This window comes from Erythrobacter colymbi (genome assembly GCF_002155685.1).
Lineage (GTDB): Bacteria > Pseudomonadota > Alphaproteobacteria > Sphingomonadales > Sphingomonadaceae > Erythrobacter > Erythrobacter colymbi.
Window position 1 is genome coordinate 434,101 of the sequence record NZ_MUYK01000001.1, and the last position, 14,659, is coordinate 448,759.

The window sequence follows — 14,659 nt, forward strand, 5'->3', positions numbered from 1 at the left end:
GCGGCCGCGCATCGCAGCCGAGCCACCCGGCGTTTAGCGGTCCAGATCAAGGAACTCCGCGATCAGGCGATTGAAGGCGTCGGGCTGCTCGAAGTAAGGCGAGTGGCCCGCGCCGGGCATCACCACCATCCGGGCATCGGCGAAGTGCGGCACCAGGTCCGACAAAGCGGCTGGCGGCCAAATCGGGTCGTGCTCGCCCGCCAGGATCAGAACGGGTGCGGTGATCCTCGAAAGGCTTTCGAGCGGAAGAAGGAAATCGGGCGCGAACAACCGCTCGGCGAGCACCGGATCGGCGACCGGGTTGAACGCGCCGAATTGCCGGTAGATCGAGGCCATCAGCGGCTGCGCATGGATAAAGCTCTCGGTCAGCGCCAGCGCTGCGGGTCCTTGGCGACCCATATGCTGGCGGGCCTCGGCGAAGGAATGGAGTCCCGGAAGGTGGGCGATGCCGGCCAGTGTGCAGCACAGCACCAGACGTTCCACAAGATCGGGGCGGGCGAGGGTGAGGCGGACGCCCGTCCATCCACCGAGTGACTGGCACACGACCTTTGCGCGGGTTGCTCCTGCTGCGGTGATTACGTCGGCGGCGGCTTCCACCATCTGCGCATCCATCCGCGCGGCGTCGACCGCGCCGGATTCACCGAAGCCGGGGAGGTCATAGGCGATGACGTGATGCGCTTGTGCGAATGCTGCGAATTGTTGCCACCACGCCGCTCGGTTGGCACCTGCGCCGTGAATGAACAGCAGGCTCGCCTCGCCTGCGCGCGGCTCTCCCTGAGCCGACCAGCGGATCCCGCCAACTGCGCCTTCCATGATCGTCGTGCCCTCCTGATGCAGTCCTACCATAGTCGGGTTACGTAGCATTTGCTACATCAAATCCGCGCATGGGCCCAAGCGAAAGGGGCGGAAGGATCGCTCCTCCCGCCCCCTTGGGTGCAAACCGGCAGGTGCCGATTACATCGAATAGTACATGTCGTATTCGACCGGGCACGGCGTGGTTTCGGTGCGGATCACCTCTTCCCACTTCAGTTCCATGTAGGCCTCGATCTGGTCCTTGGTGAACACGTCGCCCTTCAGGAGGAACTCGTGGTCGGCGGCCAGGCTGTCGAGCGCCTCGCGAAGCGAACCGCACACGGTCGGCACTTCGGCGAGTTCGGCCGGCGGCAGATCGTAGAGGTTCTTGTCCATCGCCTCGCCCGGGTGGATCTTGTTCTCGATCCCGTCGAGACCCGCCATCAGCAGCGCCGAATAGGCGAGGTAGGGGTTGGCGAGCGCATCGGGGAAACGGAACTCGACGCGCTTGGCCTTCTCGCCCGCACCATAGGGGATGCGGCACGAGGCAGAGCGGTTGCGGGCCGAATAGGCCAGCAGCACCGGCGCCTCGAAGCCCGGCACCAGACGCTTGTAGCTGTTGGTGGTCGGGTTGGTGAAGGCGTTCAGGGCCTTGGCGTGCTTGATGACGCCGCCGATGTAGTAGAGGCACATTTCCGACAGGCCGGCATATTCGTTGCCAGCGAACAGCGGCTTGCCGTCCTTCCAGATCGACATGTGGGTGTGCATCCCCGAACCGTTATCGGCCTTGATCGGCTTGGGCATGAAGGTCGCGGTCTTGCCGTAGGCGTGGGCGACCTGGTGCACGACATACTTGTAGATCTGCATGCGGTCGGCGGTCTGCACCAGCGTACCGAAGGTCAGGCCGAGTTCGTGCTGGGCGGCTGCGACTTCATGGTGGTGCTTGTCGCAGGGCAGGCCCATTTCGAGCATGGTGGTGACCATCTCGGCGCGAATGTCGACGGCGCTGTCGACCGGCGCGACCGGGAAGTAGCCGCCCTTGGCACGCGGGCGGTGGCCCAGGTTGCCGTTCTCATATTCCTTGCTGGTGTTGCCCGGCAGTTCGATATCGTCGATCGCGAAGCCCGAGCCGGCATAGCCGTCCTCGAAGCGCACGTCGTCGAACATGAAGAACTCGGCTTCGGGGCCGACATAGACGGTGTCGCCCAGACCGGTCGACTTGAGGTAAGCCTCGGCGCGCTTGGCGGTGGTGCGCGGGTCGCGGCTGTACCAGTCACCGGTCGAAGGCTCGACGATGTCGCAGTTGATGATCAGCATCGGGGTGGCGCTGAAGGGATCGACCCAGGTCTCGGTCAGGTCGGGCTTCAGGATCATGTCGGATTCGTTGATCGCCTTCCAGCCGGCGATCGACGAGCCGTCGAACATCAGGCCGTCTTCCAGCTCGTCCTCGCCCATGACACCGGCGACCATGGTGAGGTGCTGCCACTTGCCCTTGGGATCGGTGAAACGCAGATCGACCCACTCGATTTCCTCGTCCTTGATCTTCTTCAGGACGTCTTTTGCTTTCGACATTTCGGTGTTGCCTCCAAGTTATATCTGGCCGGCCCGCCCGGTTGGCAGGCAGGAGAGGGTGGAAATCAGATCGCGTCGTCGTTGGTTTCGCCGGTGCGGATGCGCAGGGCGCTCTCGATGGCGGTAACGAAGATCTTGCCGTCGCCGATGCGGCCGGTCTGGGCGGCCGAGGCGATGGCTTCGACCACGCGTTCGGCCTGGTCGTCGGCGACGACCACTTCGAGCTTCACCTTGGGCAGGAAGTCGACGACATATTCGGCGCCGCGGTAGAGCTCGGTATGGCCCTTCTGCCGCCCGAAGCCCTTGGCTTCGGTGACGGTGATGCCGGACACGCCGATTTCGTGCAGCGCCTCCTTCACCTCGTCGAGCTTGAAGGGTTTGATGATCGCTTCGATCTTTTTCACGTCGTCCCCATCCGGTTGGCCGATCCGCGCCTGGCCGATTGCTGACCGATTCTTAACAAGAACCGTGCCAAGCGCTAAGGTGATGGCCTTGTACGATCCTTGCCGCTTGAAGACTCAAGGGGAGGGATGTCTTTCGCCGATGAGGGGCGGTTAGCAAGATTATGGTGCACCGCGCAATGGTGCACAGCATCAGATCACCGCATGCCTAAATTTTAAGCAGGGTTGCCGGATTCAAAGGCGCAGGCCGGTGGTTTCCGGCAGGCCGCACATGATATTGAGGTTCTGGATCGCGGCCCCCGAAGCGCCCTTGCCGAGGTTGTCGAGGCGGGCGATCAGGCGGGCCTGCGTGCCGTCGGCAGAGGGGCAGACATGCAGGGCGAGGCCGTCCCACGGCGCGGTCGATTTCAGCAGCAAAAGCTCGGCCGGGATCGGGGCGAGCGGCGCGACCGAAACGAAGGCGCTGCCGGCATAGAACGCCTCGAGCGCGGCGTGGAGCGCGGTGCCTTGCGGCTGGACGGGAAGCGCGGCGAGCGGCAGCGGCACATCGACCACCATGCCGCGATGGGCCGGAATGACGCTGGGCGAAAATACCGGCGCGTGGGTGAGGCCGGCATAGGTCTGCATTTCGGGCAGATGCTTGTGTCCGCCAGCCAGACCATAGGCCCGGAAAGCGATGTCGGGCTCGGCCTCGAAACGGTCGATCAGCGCATTGCCGCCCCCCGAATAGCCGCTCACCGCGTTGACGGTGAAGGGGAAGTCGGCCGGCAGCAGCCCGGCGCGCACCAGCGGCGCGACCAGTGCGAGGAAGCCGGTGGGGTAGCACCCCGGATTGCTCACCAGCCGCGCTTCGGCGATCCGCTCGTGCCCGATCAGTTCGGGGAAGCCATAGGTCCAGCCTTCCGCCACACGGTGCGCGCTCGAGGCATCGATGATGCGGGTATCGGAGCCCTCTGCCAGCTTCACCGCTTCCTTGGCGGCCTCGTCCGGCAGGCACAGGATCGCGATGTCGGCGGCGTGGAGCGCATCGCGGCGGGCGGCTTCGTCCTTGCGCTGGGCATCGTCGAGGACGATCAGGTCGAACTCGTCACGCCCTTCCAAACGCTCGCGGATTTCGAGGCCCGTGGTGCCTGCGGCCCCGTCGATGAACAGCCGGATCGCCACGGCTCAGGCTTCGGCGGGGGCGAGGTCGCTCGCCCGGCACCAGCCGGAGGGGCCTTGCGGACCCGGGCAGCCCCATACCCATTCGCCCGCCACGTCGAGCAGCTCGAACCGGCTTCCGGCGGGGAGCGTCGCGAAGACCTCGGCATCGGCGCGGGGGGTGAGGCGCAGGCCTGCGCCCGCGTCGCCGACAGTGCGGGCATGGGGGATGACATAATGCGCCGCGAGATGCGTTCCGGCGAGCGCCATGTGAGCCAGATCGCCGCGCAGCGGCAGCGTGCCGGGCGCGGGGCGCTCGACCGGGCCCTTCAGGCCCAGCACGCCCTCGGGCACTGCATAATCCGTAGTGTCGCGCGCCGTGCCGCTCATGCGTGTTCCGTCAGCCCTTACCGGTAGCGCCGCTGCCTCTCCCCAGGCGCGGCGTGGCAGGCCCGTTAGCGGCAAGCGGCCCCGAGGGCAAGGTCAGGCACCGTAACGGCTGCGGATGGCGTGCCACGCTGCTCTCAGGCCGAGGCCCCTGCCGCCCCGCGCGCGGCCGGGCTTGGGCGCGGGGGTCCAGGCGAAGGTGTCGAAGTGCACCCAGTCCAGCCCCTCGCCGACAAAGCGGTCGAGGAACAGCCCGGCAACGCTCGCCCCGGCAAAGGGGTTGGCGGCCGAGTTCGCCATGTCGGCGACGTCCGAGGCGAGGTATTCGCGATAGGCATCGTGGAGCGGCAGGCGCCAGGCCGGATCGTCATGCGCCTTTCCGGCGGCGAGGAAGGCTTCGGCGGTCTCGTCCCGCCTCGCCATCAGGGCAGGGAGATCAGGGCCGAGCGCGACCCGTGCCGCGCCCGTCAACGTGGCGAAATCGACAATCAGATCAGGGCTTTCCTCCGAGGCGCGGGTGAGCGCGTCGCCGAGGATCAGGCGCCCCTCGGCGTCGGTATTGTCGATCTCGACCGTGAGGCCCTTGCGGGTGCGCAGGATATCGCCGGGCCGGAAGGCATTGCCCGCAATCGCATTTTCCACTGCCGGAACAAGCACATGGAGCCGCACCTTGAGCCGCGCCTCCATCACCAGCCCCACCAGCGCGATGGCGTGCGCGGCGCCGCCCATGTCCTTCTTCATCAGCCGCATGCCCGAGGGCGGCTTGATGTCGAGACCGCCGCTGTCGAAGCAGACACCCTTGCCGACCACCGCGAGCACCGGATGTGTAGGATCCCCCCAGACGAGATGCATCAGCCGCGGGGCATGGTGCCGTGCCGCCGCGCGCCCGACGGCGTGAACCATCGGGTAGTCCTGCTCGAGGGCATCGCCCCGCACCACGGTGAGCTCGGCCTTGTGGGCCTTGGCGAGCTTCTCGAATTCCGCCTCGAGCGCGGCGGGGCCCATGTCCTCAGGGGGCGCATTGACGAGGTCGCGCACCAGCAATTCTGCTTGCGCTTCAGCCACATAGCCATCGATCTGTCCGACCTGCGCGGTCAGCAGCACCCTCGGCCCCTGAGCCTTGTCCTCGCTCTTGTATCGGGTGAAGCGGTGCTGGGCGGTGATCCAGCCGAACATCGCCGGCCCGGCCTCGCCATTCGCGAGGCGGTAGACCCCTTCGGGCAGTTCCTCGGCGAGCTTGGCGAGGCACCAGGCCGAGAGGCTCTCGGGATTGGCTACCCCGCTGATAACAAACCACGAATCTCCGTCGGGAATGATCGCGAACTGGTATCCCCCGCCCTCGAATTTCTGCGCCGCAAGGCTTGCGCGCTGGCCGGCCGACAGCCCCTTGGCGAAGGCTTCGAAGCCGTCCTTGCTGACGAGGTGGATGGCAATGGCAGGTTCGCCGCGGTCGGGCCGGATCAGGGCTTTGGCTTCGGTCATTCCCGTTCCATAATCGGACCGGCCCGATTGTCACCACCGGATTCGGATGAGGCCATGAGGAGGACGCCATGTTTCATGTGAAACGCGCAAATGCGGGGGGTCTAGAGGGGGTCTGGAGGGGGTCTGGCAGGGGTCTGGACGCCGCTGGTGCCCGTCTGGCGCGCGCTGGCGGGGTGCTGGCGCTGGTCTGGCTCGCCGCCTGCTCCGCGCCCGAGGATGCGGCCGGGAAGACCGCCGCTGCCGCACCCGACACCGCCGCCGCACCGACGCCGCCCGCACCGCCTGCTCCCGCACCCGCCAAGGTCGAGTTCACCGACAACGAGGCGAAGACCGTCAAGGCCGGCGAGGCCAAGCGCGAGTTCGCCTATAGCTGGCCCGAAGAGGTGTCCGCCATCCCCGCACTCGCCGCGCGCTTCACCGCCGAGCGCGACCGGCAGCTCGCCGAACAGAAGGCGGACTGGCAGGGCTCGCTCAAGGAATTTGCCGACAGCGACTGCTTCGGCTGCATCAACCGCGAGGCCCAGACCAACTGGGACGTGGTCGCCAACCTGCCGCGCTTCCTCTCGCTCTCGCAGGCCTTCTACGCCTATACCGGCGGCGCGCATGGCAACAGCGGATCGGCCGGGCTGGTGTGGGACCGCGAGGCCGGCAAGGCGCTCGAACCGGAGGATTTCTTCACCTCGGCCAAGGCGATGCAGGACGTGCTCGGGCCGCGCTGGTGCAAGGCGCTGGCCGAGGCGCGCCGCGCCAAGATGGGCGGTGATGCGCCGGTGGATGACGGCACCTTCCCCTGTCCCCCGATCGAGGATCTGACCGTGCTGCTCGGCTCGAAAGGCAAGACCGCCTTCGACCGTATCGGCCTGATCGCCGATCCCTATGTCGCCGGTTCCTATGCCGAAGGGCAGTACGAGGTGACCATCCCGGTCACGCCTGCGGTGCTTGCGGCCGTCAAACCCGAATACAAGGCAGCCTTCGCGCTCGGGAAGTAGCTTTTCGGGGCGGCAGTCGCTATGTGAGGGCGATGCACGATTATCAACTCGTTGACGGCGATACGACCGTCTACCGCGATGGCTCCATCAAGCTCCACACGCCGGAAGGCTTCGAGGGGATGCGGAAGGCCGGGCGCCTGGCCGCCGAAATCCTCGATGCCTGCGTCGAACTGGTGAAGCCCGGCGTCACCACCGGCAGCATCGACGATGCCGTGCGGGGCATGATGCTGGATGCGGGCGCGGTGCCGGCGACGCTCGGCTACCGCGGCTATGCGCATTCCTCGTGCATCTCGATCAACCACGTGATCTGCCACGGCATTCCGGGCGACAAGGTGCTGAAGGATGGCGACATCCTCAACATCGACGTCACCCCGCTGGTCGATGGCTGGCACGGCGACACCAGCCGGATGTTCTACGCGGGCGAGCCTTCGCTGAAGGCGAAGAAGCTGGTCGAGGTGACTTATGAATGCCTGATGCTCGGCATCGCCGCGGCGCAGCCCGGCGCGCGGCTGGGCGATATCGGCGCGGCGATCGAGGCGCACGCGAGCCAGTTCCGCTACAGCGTGGTGCGCGAATTCTGCGGCCACGGCCTCGGCAAGCTGTTCCACGACGCCCCCGAAGTGATCCACGCCGCGCGCGCAGGCACGGGGCCGGAGCTGCGCCCGGGGATGTTCTTCACCATCGAGCCGATGATCAACCTCGGCAAGCCGTGGGCCAAGGTGCTCGGCGACGGCTGGACCGCGGTGACTCGCGACAAATCGCTCTCCGCGCAGTTCGAGCACTCGATCGCGATCACCGAGACGGGGAACGAGATTTTCACCAAGAGCCCGACGGGGCGGGACTGCCCGCCTTACGTTTAGGTTTTTCGCACGCCCCTCCGGGCGCGCGATCCTCGCTAGACGGGCAGCAAAGCTGCCCCCGCTGCGGGCGGGCAGTCGCCCTTGCGGCCCTGCGGGCCGTCTCGCCATTTTCGTCATCCCGGACTTGATCCGGGATCCAGCTTCCTTTTGGATTGGGGGCATTCCAGATGCGCGACCTGATCGAGCAAGCAACCCGCGAAACGCTGGTCGAGTTCATCTTGGCCGTCATCCACGGCTACACAATCATGGCGCGCGATCCTGATTTGAGCGAAGAGCAGCGCGCCATCATCAATAACCGCATCCACTACCTTGTCGGTCATGCATGGTCGCTGGTGAAAGGCCTCGAACTGAACAGCTGGATGATCGACGGAATTGCGGAGCATTCCGCCCCGCTTGTCCCTTCGCTCCGCAAGCACGCCGACGCGATCCTGAAGAAGCTGGACCCCGGATCAAGTCCGGGGTGACGGGAGAGGTCCGCCTCTACAAAAACAGCACCGCCAGCACAGCGCTCATTACCGTCACCAGCCCCACGGAAAACCCCAGCATCGCCAGAACCGGCCGCGTCACGCGTCCGTGCAGCACCCAGTCGTACCCCGCCGACACCGCGACCGTGATCGGCACCTGCACCGCAATCGCGACCGGATCGGGCAGGCCGAGGACCTGCACCACGCGGGCATAGGCCGGGGTCATCAAGGCGAGGGTCGCGATCAGCATCGCCTGGCGGTGCGCGGCGATGTCGCGGCGGCGGGCGTAGTGGATCGCGAGGAAGTAGAGCGGCACGAAGGTCGCAAACGCCGCGAGGTTCACCACCGTCACCTCGGGGCGGCCGAGTTCCAGCCCGATGCGCCACGAGATCACCCCGCCGCTCACCAGCATCGCGCCCACCAGCGCGATTGACGCGCGGCCCGTCGCGCGGTGGGCGGCGAGCTTGAAGCGCGCGGCGAGGAAGCTCTGGCTCGCGAGCAGCGTCAGCCAGGTGATCATGCTACCCGCATGGAACACCACGATCGGGGTATAGCGCGCCTGCACCTGCGGATGGGCGAAGGCCTTGAGCGCGAAGGCGGCGAGCGTGAAGCCCAAGAGCCCCAGCGCGATATTGCCCATCAATAGATTCGCCCGAACGTGGGACTCCGGTGCTCTCACTACTGCTCCCTTGCAGCCCTGATCGCGGCTCCGGCGGCAAACGGGGCGAGTGCCACCAGCGCGAGGCTTATGGCTCCAACGAAGCCGAGGCTGACTTGATCCTGACGGGCGAGCGCACCGGCGCCGAAAATCAGGATCGGGAGGGCGAGGGGGATGAGCAGCAGCCCAGAAAGCGCCGCGCCCGCCCTCAGCGAAGCGGTGAGCGCGGCGATCATCAGGCCTATCGCCGCCAGCCCCGGCGTGCCTGCCAGCAGACCGAGGAGGAGGATGGAGAAGGTCTCGCCCTCGATCTTGAGCAGCGCGGCGGCGGGGAAGGTCGCCAGCAGCAGCGGCGGGCCGAAGCTGAGCCAGTGGGCGAGGAGGCGGACGGCCATCATCGCCTCTTCCGCCACGCCCCGAAGGCGCAGCTGGTCGAAGAACCCGAGCTGGATATCGCGCGCGACCAGCTTCTCCAGCGGCAGGATCGCCGCCAGCAGCGCCGCGATCCACACCACGCCGCCGCCTGTCTTGGCCAGCAGGTTCGCGTCCGGCCCGACCGCGAAGGGGAACAGCATCGCCACCGCGACGAAGAACACCACGGGCAGCGCCGCCCCGCTCCCCGTGAAGGGGAAGAACTGCGCCAGATCGCGGCGGAGCAGGGCGAGGATCATGCGTAATCCTCTTCCGGCGCCGGCGCGAAGTCCTCGATGGCGAAGCTCGTCATCCCCGGCACATCGAGCGGCTGGTGCGAAGCGATCAGCGCGATCCCGCCGCCGCCGATATGCAGCCGGATCAGAGCGACGACCTTGGCAATCGTATCGGTGTCGAGCCCGGACAGCGGCTCGTCGAGCAGCCAGATCGGCACCGCGCGATTGAGCAAAGCCGCCAGCGCAGCGCGCTTCTTCTGCCCGGTCGAAAGGAACCGCACCGGCACCTCGAGCAGCGGCCCGAGCCCTAGGATCGTGATGGCGCCATCGGGGCTGGTGCAGCCGTCGACACGTTCCCAGAACGCCAGCGCGCGGCCGAGCGGCAGGTCGGGATCGAGGCCGGTGCGCTCGTCGAGCAGGCCCAGCGCGCCCTCGCGCCGCACCTCGCCCGCATAAGGCGTAGTGAGGCCCGCGAGCGCGCGGATCAGCGTCGTCTTGCCCGCACCATTCGCCCCCGTCACATGGCACGCCGCGCCCGCCTCCAGCCGGAACGACAGCCTGCGGAACAGCAGCCGCTCCCCGCGCCGGCAGGCGAGGTTTTCGGCGGTCAGCAGGGGCGAGGGCGCTTGCATTGGGCCGCAGCGTTAGGGAAAAGGCGGGCCGCAAACAAGCGACCCCCTTCAAGGAATTGCCCCCCGATGTCCGATATGTCCGTGCCCGAACTCACCCCCGAAGAGGCCGCCGCGCTGCTCGCTGCCCACCCGCAGTGGGAGGCCGCGCGCGAGGGCAAGGCGATCGCGCGCACCTTCCGCTTCAAGGATTTCTCCGAGGCCTGGGGCTTCATGAACCGCGTCGCCCTGCTGGCTGAGGCGCAGGACCACCACCCCGAGTGGTTCAACGTCTACAACCGTGTCGAGGTGACGCTGACCACGCATGATGCGGGGGACAGCGGCGGCCTCTCTGCGCGCGATGCGAAGATGGCCGCCAGCATCGACGCGCTGGTGTGATGCACGCGGGCGCTCTCCTCGCCGCGCTGGCGCTGGTCGCCGCGCCGGCGGGCGCGCAGGAGCCCTCGCAGCAGGCGCGCATCTGGAAGGGCACGCTCGGTGATGCGGCGATCACCGCCTGCTTCGATCCGGCGGAGGACGGGCGCAACGTCTATTACCGCGATGCCGCGCTCGAGACCGTGCGGCTCGAGGCGCGTGACGCGCCGACGCCGCTGGTCTTCACCGAAGCGAGCGGGGCGGAGGAGGACACGGGCGCGGTCTGGACGTTGCAGCCGCCCGCCGGGGAGACCATGACCGGCGAATGGCGCAAGGGCGATGCGGTCCTGCCGGTCCGCCTGACCGCTCTCGCCGTGAAGGCGCCCGAATATGGCTCGATCTGCGAGGAGGCCGATTTTCTCGAGCCCCTGCTGGCGGGCGGTACCTATAGCAGCACTGCGAAGGTGCTGGGCGGGATGGCCTATACCGAGCTTGCCTATGCCGGGCCGCAGCGCTCAGGCCTGTCGGATTACAACTTCCGCACCTTTGCCATCGCGCCCGCGAGCCTCGAAGACGAAGCGATCAATGCCGCGCTCGGCGCGGTGCTGCCCGATGGCTCGCTCGCCCATGCGATGGGCCAGTGCGCCGCGCCGATGCTCGCCAATGCGGGGGTGCCCGGGTACATCGACGAGGCGCTGACGCCGATGCTGATCACGCAGCGCTGGGTGGCCCTGCGCCGCAGCGGCAGCTCCTATTGCGGCGGGGCGCATCCCAACGAGATCACCGCGTTCGAAGTCCATGACCGGAAGAGCGGCGGCGAGGCCGACACGACCAGGTGGTTCAGGCCGGGCGCGCTGGTGTTCTACGATTTCGAACCGCAGCCGGGCCAGTTCCGGCCGATCAAGGGCCTCTCGGCCGCGCTTACCGAGGCGGTGATGGCTCGGTGGCCCGAAGGCGCGCGCGATCCCGAATGCCTCGAAGCCGCGCGCAGCGAATGGGGCTGGGAGATCGGCCTCACTGCGGAAGGGCCCGTCTTCGTCCCGATCTTCCCGCACGTGTTCGCCGCCTGCACCGAGGAGGTGACGCTGCCGTGGAAGGTCGCGCGGCCCTTCCTCTCGGCCGAGGGGCGGGCCGTGATGACGGGTTTGCGCTGAACTACGCCAGCGTAAACGCGCTGATTTCGGCGCGTAGCGCCGCAAGGGCAAATGCCCGCCCGCAGCGACGCGCGCTTCAGCGCGTGTGAGCGAGGATTTCGCACGCCGGATGGCGTGCGGACAAATGACCGCGCGCAGCGCCGCAAGCGCGAATGGCCTCAAGCAGCGCAGCGGTAGGCCAAAATTACACCCGCCCGCAGCGGGCGCAGCTTGCTGCGCGTCTGGCGAGGACCGCATCGCGGAGGCGATGCGGAAAACCTATTGCCCCAGGGGCCGCAGGCTGTTGCGCAGTTGCTTCCGCACCCGCCCGGGCATCCAGCGCTTGGCGAAGGCCATGCGCTTGCTGGTCTCGCCCACGAAGTAGTCGAGCTTGGTGCCGTGCACCGCGTCCCAGATCGCCTGCGCCACGTGTTCGACCGGGGTGATCTCCAGCCCTGCCGCCTTCACCCGTTCGCGGATCGCCTCGTTCGATTTGCGGTTGCCGGTGCCGTTGAGGAGCGGGGTCTCGATGAAGCTCGGGCACACCGAGGCGACCGTGATGCGGTCCTCGGCCCATTCGGCATCGAGGCTCTCGGTCACCGCGCGCACCCCGAACTTGGTGGCGCAATAGACGCTCATGCCCGAGGAGCCCGCGATCCCCGCCGCGCTCGCGATGTTGACCAGCGCCGCGCCCGGCGCGCTGGCCTTGAGGTAGGGATAGGCGGCCTGCGCGCCGTAGAGCACGCCCTTGAGGTTGATGTCGAGGCAGCGGTCGATCTCGTCCGGGTCGAGCTCGGACAGCGATCCGCCGGTGCCGATCCCGGCATTGTTGACCAGCACGTCGATCCGCCCGCCGGCGGCTGCGGCGAACTCGGCCAGCGCCTCGTCCCACCGCGCACGGTCGCGCACGTCGAGCTTGCCCGACCACTTGGCGTTGCCGGAGATCAGCGACAGGGTTTCGGCCATCCCGCTCTCGCTGATGTCGCCGATGCCGACGAACCAGCCCTTGGCGGCAAAGTGCAGCGCCGTCGCGCGCCCGATGCCTGAGCCGCCGCCGGTGATGAAGATGCTGCGCTGTGCCATTGTGGGGGATCCCTCTCCGATTGCTATTTGCAACCTGTCTAGAGCGGACTGACACGCTTGTCAGCAGTAAGCGTGAGGGAGTTCACAGGGGCGGGTTTCGGGGCGCGTGAAACTGCGACCTTAGGGCCGGAAGTGGGTGGAATGCGGACGGTTTTTCAATCGTGGAAAGAGTCGATGATGTGCTGCTCGGTGACTCCCTCTTGCCGTGCCCAAAGGATCATAAACTCAGCAAGATACCAGTCGATAATCTCGTTTGGTCGCGTAAGGCCTATTAGGAGGCGCAACCCGCCTTGGTTTTCGACGCTTGTTTTGCCAATCTCGGCCCATACAGCAGCCTCAAGTGCAGCCATGTCATGCGGCTGGCTGCAATCATCGAACGCGGCAACGACCTTTTTCTGCAGGTCATCCGAAAGCGAAATGTGCCTGTAAAGATTACGAGTAACGATATGCGTCATCGGACTGATGCCACCTTCGTCTATCGCTCGAATTAAACTGTCAGCATCACCTGCCATATAAGCAGAATATCGACCTGGAGAAAGTCCGCAACGGGGTCGCTAGCTGACCGTCCGCTTTCGGGCGGGAAATTCGAAAAGCGGACGCCCACTTACAGCGCCGGATTGGCGTAGAAATGCCACGTGAAGATCGCCATCGCCCCGCGCTGCGGCGACCATGGCTCGGCCAGCGCGCGGGTGGCCTTTTCCGCGGGGCGCTCTTCGAGGCCGAGCAGGCGCTTGACCCCCTCCTGCACAGCAAGGTCGCCCGCGGGCCAGATGTCGGGGCGGCCCTCGGCGAAGAGGAGGTAGATCTCCGCCGACCAGCGGCCGATGCCCTTGATGCGGGTGAGGAGTTCGATCGCTTCCTCGTCGTCTGCCGGGAGGTTCTCGAAATCGAGCTCGCCAGCCTCCGCCAGCTCGCACAAGCTGCGCGCATAGCCCTGCTTCTGGCGCGAGAGGCCGCAGGCGCGCAGGGTGTCGAAATCGCGCTTGAGCAGACAGCCGGGGGTGAAGCCCTCTCCCAGCTCCGCCTCGAGCTTGCGCCACATCGAAGCCGCCGCCGCGACCGAGACCTGCTGGCCGACGATGGTGCGCAGCATGGTCACAAAACCGCGGTCGCGCAGGCGCGGTTCGGGATAGCCGATCCGCGCCAGCTCCGCCGCCAGTCGCGGCTCCCTCGCAGCCACCGCATCGAGGTCTTCACGCAATTTTTCGGCTGACAGGCCCACTCGCACTTTCCTTAACTTGCACTGGTCGCCAGACTATCATAGCAGCGCCCTCGAGCCTCTCACAGCGCGTGATCTTGCGCCCAATAGCCGAAAAGGAACACCTATCCATGCCCAGACTGGTCGTCACCAACCGCGAAGGCGCCACCAGCGAGATCGAGGTCGCCGACGGCCTCACCGTGATGGAAGCGATCCGCGACAATGGCTTCGACGAGCTGCTGGCGCTGTGCGGCGGGTGCTGCTCGTGTGCGACCTGCCACGTGGTGGTCGATCCGGCCTTCGCCGACAAGCTGCCCAAGATCAGCGAGGACGAGGACGATCTGCTGGAATCCTCCGATCACCGCGCGCCGACCAGCCGCCTGTCGTGCCAGATCCCCTTCACTGCGGATCTCGACGGGCTGCACGTCACCATCGCTCCGGAAGATTGATCGGGTAGGGCGGGGCGGTGGACGCTGACCTCGCCCGTTTCCTGCGCGACGAGCTGGGCGTAGCGCCCGAGGGCTCGTCCGCCGGGCCGTGGCGCGTGAGCGGTCCGGTGTGGCTGTGGCAGGGCAGCGATGGCGCGCCCGCCAAGGGCAGCTGGTATTTCCTCACCATCGGCGGCGAGACCGCACAGGCGATCAAGGCCGCTGCGTCCAAGGCCGACGCCTGGGGCTCGGTGCGGATCGAGGCGACCATCGGTGGCACGACATGGCGCACCTCGCTGTTCCCCTCCAAGCAGGTCGGCGGCTGGATGCTCCCCCTGAAGGCTGCGGTCCGCAAGGCCGAGAAACTGGCCGAGGGCAGCGTGGTCGAGGCGGTGCTGGCGCTGGCCTGATTTTCGTCATTGCGAGCAGCCGAAGGCGACGC

19 protein-coding genes are annotated in these 14,659 nt (G+C 67.0%); 7 read left to right on the forward strand and 12 right to left on the reverse strand.

The window, feature by feature from the left end; genetic code table 11:
• Positions 1–33 precede the first annotated feature (33 nt).
• The 6 genes from BZF57_RS01920 to BZF57_RS01945 form a co-directional block, all read right to left on the reverse strand.
• Positions 34–813 carry an alpha/beta fold hydrolase gene (locus BZF57_RS01920; RefSeq protein ID WP_162290943.1) on the reverse strand — a complete coding sequence of 260 codons (780 nt, stop codon included), beginning with the start codon at positions 811–813 and terminating at the stop codon, positions 34–36.
• A gap of 141 nt (positions 814–954) precedes the next feature.
• Positions 955–2,364: a type I glutamate--ammonia ligase gene (gene glnA, locus BZF57_RS01925; protein WP_086734039.1), complete on the reverse strand. Its 1,410-nt coding sequence runs from the start codon at positions 2,362–2,364 to the stop codon at positions 955–957.
• A 65-nt stretch (positions 2,365–2,429) separates the two neighbouring features.
• The gene (locus BZF57_RS01930) at positions 2,430–2,768 is read right to left on the reverse strand and encodes a P-II family nitrogen regulator (RefSeq protein WP_066526030.1); all 339 of its coding nucleotides are present in this window, start codon (positions 2,766–2,768) and stop codon (positions 2,430–2,432) included.
• A gap of 231 nt (positions 2,769–2,999) precedes the next feature.
• Positions 3,000–3,929 (reverse strand): N-acetyl-gamma-glutamyl-phosphate reductase, encoded by a 930-nt coding sequence (argC, locus tag BZF57_RS01935; protein WP_086734041.1) that lies wholly within the window; start codon positions 3,927–3,929, stop codon positions 3,000–3,002.
• 3 nt (positions 3,930–3,932) lie between these two features.
• A complete protein-coding gene (locus BZF57_RS01940; RefSeq protein ID WP_086734043.1) occupies positions 3,933–4,295 on the reverse strand; it encodes a hypothetical protein in 363 nt (120 codons plus the stop codon).
• 93 nt (positions 4,296–4,388) lie between these two features.
• On the reverse strand, positions 4,389–5,774 hold the full coding sequence (locus BZF57_RS01945) for a leucyl aminopeptidase family protein (RefSeq protein ID WP_086734045.1): 1,386 nt from the start codon (positions 5,772–5,774) through the stop codon (positions 4,389–4,391).
• A gap of 68 nt (positions 5,775–5,842) precedes the next feature.
• On the opposite strand from BZF57_RS01945, the gene BZF57_RS01950 reads away from it, so the two are divergent.
• The 3 genes from BZF57_RS01950 (at position 5,843) to BZF57_RS01960 (ending at position 8,087) form a co-directional block, all read left to right on the forward strand.
• Positions 5,843–6,763: a PdaC/SigV domain-containing protein gene (locus BZF57_RS01950; RefSeq protein WP_143738306.1), complete on the forward strand. Its 921-nt coding sequence runs from the start codon at positions 5,843–5,845 to the stop codon at positions 6,761–6,763.
• A 32-nt stretch (positions 6,764–6,795) separates the two neighbouring features.
• Complete coding sequence (gene map, locus BZF57_RS01955) at positions 6,796–7,623, forward strand: type I methionyl aminopeptidase (RefSeq protein WP_086734050.1); 828 nt, start codon at positions 6,796–6,798, stop codon at positions 7,621–7,623.
• 167 nt (positions 7,624–7,790) lie between these two features.
• On the forward strand, positions 7,791–8,087 hold the full coding sequence (locus tag BZF57_RS01960; RefSeq protein ID WP_086734052.1) for a hypothetical protein: 297 nt from the start codon (positions 7,791–7,793) through the stop codon (positions 8,085–8,087).
• A gap of 16 nt (positions 8,088–8,103) precedes the next feature.
• On the opposite strand, the gene BZF57_RS01965 is transcribed toward BZF57_RS01960, so the two are convergent.
• Genes BZF57_RS01965 through ccmA form a run of 3 tightly spaced genes read right to left on the reverse strand, consistent with a single transcriptional unit; the run spans position 8,104 to position 10,024 of the window.
• Positions 8,104–8,727, reverse strand: coding sequence for a hypothetical protein (locus BZF57_RS01965; protein ID WP_086734054.1), 624 nt, complete (start codon positions 8,725–8,727; stop codon positions 8,104–8,106).
• Positions 8,728–8,765: 38 nt separating this feature from the next.
• On the reverse strand, positions 8,766–9,416 hold the full coding sequence (locus BZF57_RS01970) for a heme exporter protein CcmB (RefSeq protein ID WP_086734056.1): 651 nt from the start codon (positions 9,414–9,416) through the stop codon (positions 8,766–8,768).
• Entirely contained in the window at positions 9,413–10,024 is a 612-nt protein-coding gene (ccmA, locus tag BZF57_RS01975; protein ID WP_086734058.1) for a heme ABC exporter ATP-binding protein CcmA, read from the reverse strand. The genes BZF57_RS01970 and ccmA overlap by 4 nt, the downstream gene beginning before the upstream one ends.
• Before the next feature lie 75 nt (positions 10,025–10,099).
• Between ccmA and BZF57_RS01980 the strand changes: the two genes are divergently transcribed.
• Together BZF57_RS01980 and BZF57_RS01985 are read left to right on the forward strand one after the other, a co-directional pair.
• Positions 10,100–10,399 carry a 4a-hydroxytetrahydrobiopterin dehydratase gene (locus tag BZF57_RS01980; RefSeq protein ID WP_086734595.1) on the forward strand — a complete coding sequence of 100 codons (300 nt, stop codon included), beginning with the start codon at positions 10,100–10,102 and terminating at the stop codon, positions 10,397–10,399.
• Positions 10,399–11,529 (forward strand): hypothetical protein, encoded by a 1,131-nt coding sequence (locus BZF57_RS01985; RefSeq protein ID WP_086734060.1) that lies wholly within the window; start codon positions 10,399–10,401, stop codon positions 11,527–11,529. The genes BZF57_RS01980 and BZF57_RS01985 overlap by 1 nt, the downstream gene beginning before the upstream one ends.
• 258 nt (positions 11,530–11,787) lie before the next feature.
• On the opposite strand, the gene BZF57_RS01990 is transcribed toward BZF57_RS01985, so the two are convergent.
• From BZF57_RS01990 to BZF57_RS02000, 3 genes are all read right to left on the reverse strand, one after another.
• Positions 11,788–12,591 carry an SDR family oxidoreductase gene (locus tag BZF57_RS01990; RefSeq protein WP_086734062.1) on the reverse strand — a complete coding sequence of 268 codons (804 nt, stop codon included), beginning with the start codon at positions 12,589–12,591 and terminating at the stop codon, positions 11,788–11,790.
• A gap of 155 nt (positions 12,592–12,746) precedes the next feature.
• The gene (locus BZF57_RS01995) at positions 12,747–13,103 is read right to left on the reverse strand and encodes a hypothetical protein (protein WP_143738309.1); all 357 of its coding nucleotides are present in this window, start codon (positions 13,101–13,103) and stop codon (positions 12,747–12,749) included.
• Positions 13,104–13,195: 92 nt separating this feature from the next.
• Positions 13,196–13,813, reverse strand: coding sequence for a DNA-3-methyladenine glycosylase family protein (locus BZF57_RS02000; RefSeq protein ID WP_086734066.1), 618 nt, complete (start codon positions 13,811–13,813; stop codon positions 13,196–13,198).
• A 107-nt stretch (positions 13,814–13,920) separates the two neighbouring features.
• Here BZF57_RS02000 and BZF57_RS02005 point away from each other — a divergent pair, with 107 nt between their 5' ends.
• Both BZF57_RS02005 and BZF57_RS02010 read left to right on the forward strand, forming a co-directional pair.
• Positions 13,921–14,238, forward strand: a complete 318-nt coding sequence (locus BZF57_RS02005; protein ID WP_086734068.1) for a 2Fe-2S iron-sulfur cluster-binding protein — start codon at positions 13,921–13,923, stop codon at positions 14,236–14,238.
• A 17-nt stretch (positions 14,239–14,255) separates the two neighbouring features.
• Complete coding sequence (locus BZF57_RS02010; RefSeq protein WP_086734070.1) at positions 14,256–14,627, forward strand: DUF1905 domain-containing protein; 372 nt, start codon at positions 14,256–14,258, stop codon at positions 14,625–14,627.
• Positions 14,628–14,659 lie beyond the last annotated feature (32 nt).

Bases quoted from the DNA above. Each gene is read 5' to 3' on its own strand.
- BZF57_RS01990 (WP_086734062.1), bottom strand. From the start codon at position 12,591: ATGGCACAGCGCAGCATCTTCATCACCGGCGGCGGCTCAGGCATCGGG.
- BZF57_RS01960 (WP_086734052.1), top strand. From the start codon at position 7,791: ATGCGCGACCTGATCGAGCAAGCAACCCGCGAAACGCTGGTCGAGTTC.
- BZF57_RS01950 (WP_143738306.1), top strand. From the start codon at position 5,843: ATGTTTCATGTGAAACGCGCAAATGCGGGGGGTCTAGAGGGGGTCTGG.
- BZF57_RS01985 (WP_086734060.1), top strand. From the start codon at position 10,399: ATGCACGCGGGCGCTCTCCTCGCCGCGCTGGCGCTGGTCGCCGCGCCG.
- ccmA (WP_086734058.1), bottom strand. From the start codon at position 10,024: ATGCAAGCGCCCTCGCCCCTGCTGACCGCCGAAAACCTCGCCTGCCGG.
- BZF57_RS01995 (WP_143738309.1), bottom strand. From the start codon at position 13,103: ATGGCAGGTGATGCTGACAGTTTAATTCGAGCGATAGACGAAGGTGGC.
- glnA (WP_086734039.1), bottom strand. From the start codon at position 2,364: ATGTCGAAAGCAAAAGACGTCCTGAAGAAGATCAAGGACGAGGAAATC.
- BZF57_RS01965 (WP_086734054.1), bottom strand. From the start codon at position 8,727: ATGGGCAATATCGCGCTGGGGCTCTTGGGCTTCACGCTCGCCGCCTTC.
- map (WP_086734050.1), top strand. From the start codon at position 6,796: ATGCACGATTATCAACTCGTTGACGGCGATACGACCGTCTACCGCGAT.
- BZF57_RS01945 (WP_086734045.1), bottom strand. From the start codon at position 5,774: ATGACCGAAGCCAAAGCCCTGATCCGGCCCGACCGCGGCGAACCTGCC.
- BZF57_RS01940 (WP_086734043.1), bottom strand. From the start codon at position 4,295: ATGAGCGGCACGGCGCGCGACACTACGGATTATGCAGTGCCCGAGGGC.
- BZF57_RS01920 (WP_162290943.1), bottom strand. From the start codon at position 813: ATGGAAGGCGCAGTTGGCGGGATCCGCTGGTCGGCTCAGGGAGAGCCG.
- BZF57_RS01970 (WP_086734056.1), bottom strand. From the start codon at position 9,416: ATGATCCTCGCCCTGCTCCGCCGCGATCTGGCGCAGTTCTTCCCCTTC.
- BZF57_RS01980 (WP_086734595.1), top strand. From the start codon at position 10,100: ATGTCCGTGCCCGAACTCACCCCCGAAGAGGCCGCCGCGCTGCTCGCT.
- BZF57_RS02005 (WP_086734068.1), top strand. From the start codon at position 13,921: ATGCCCAGACTGGTCGTCACCAACCGCGAAGGCGCCACCAGCGAGATC.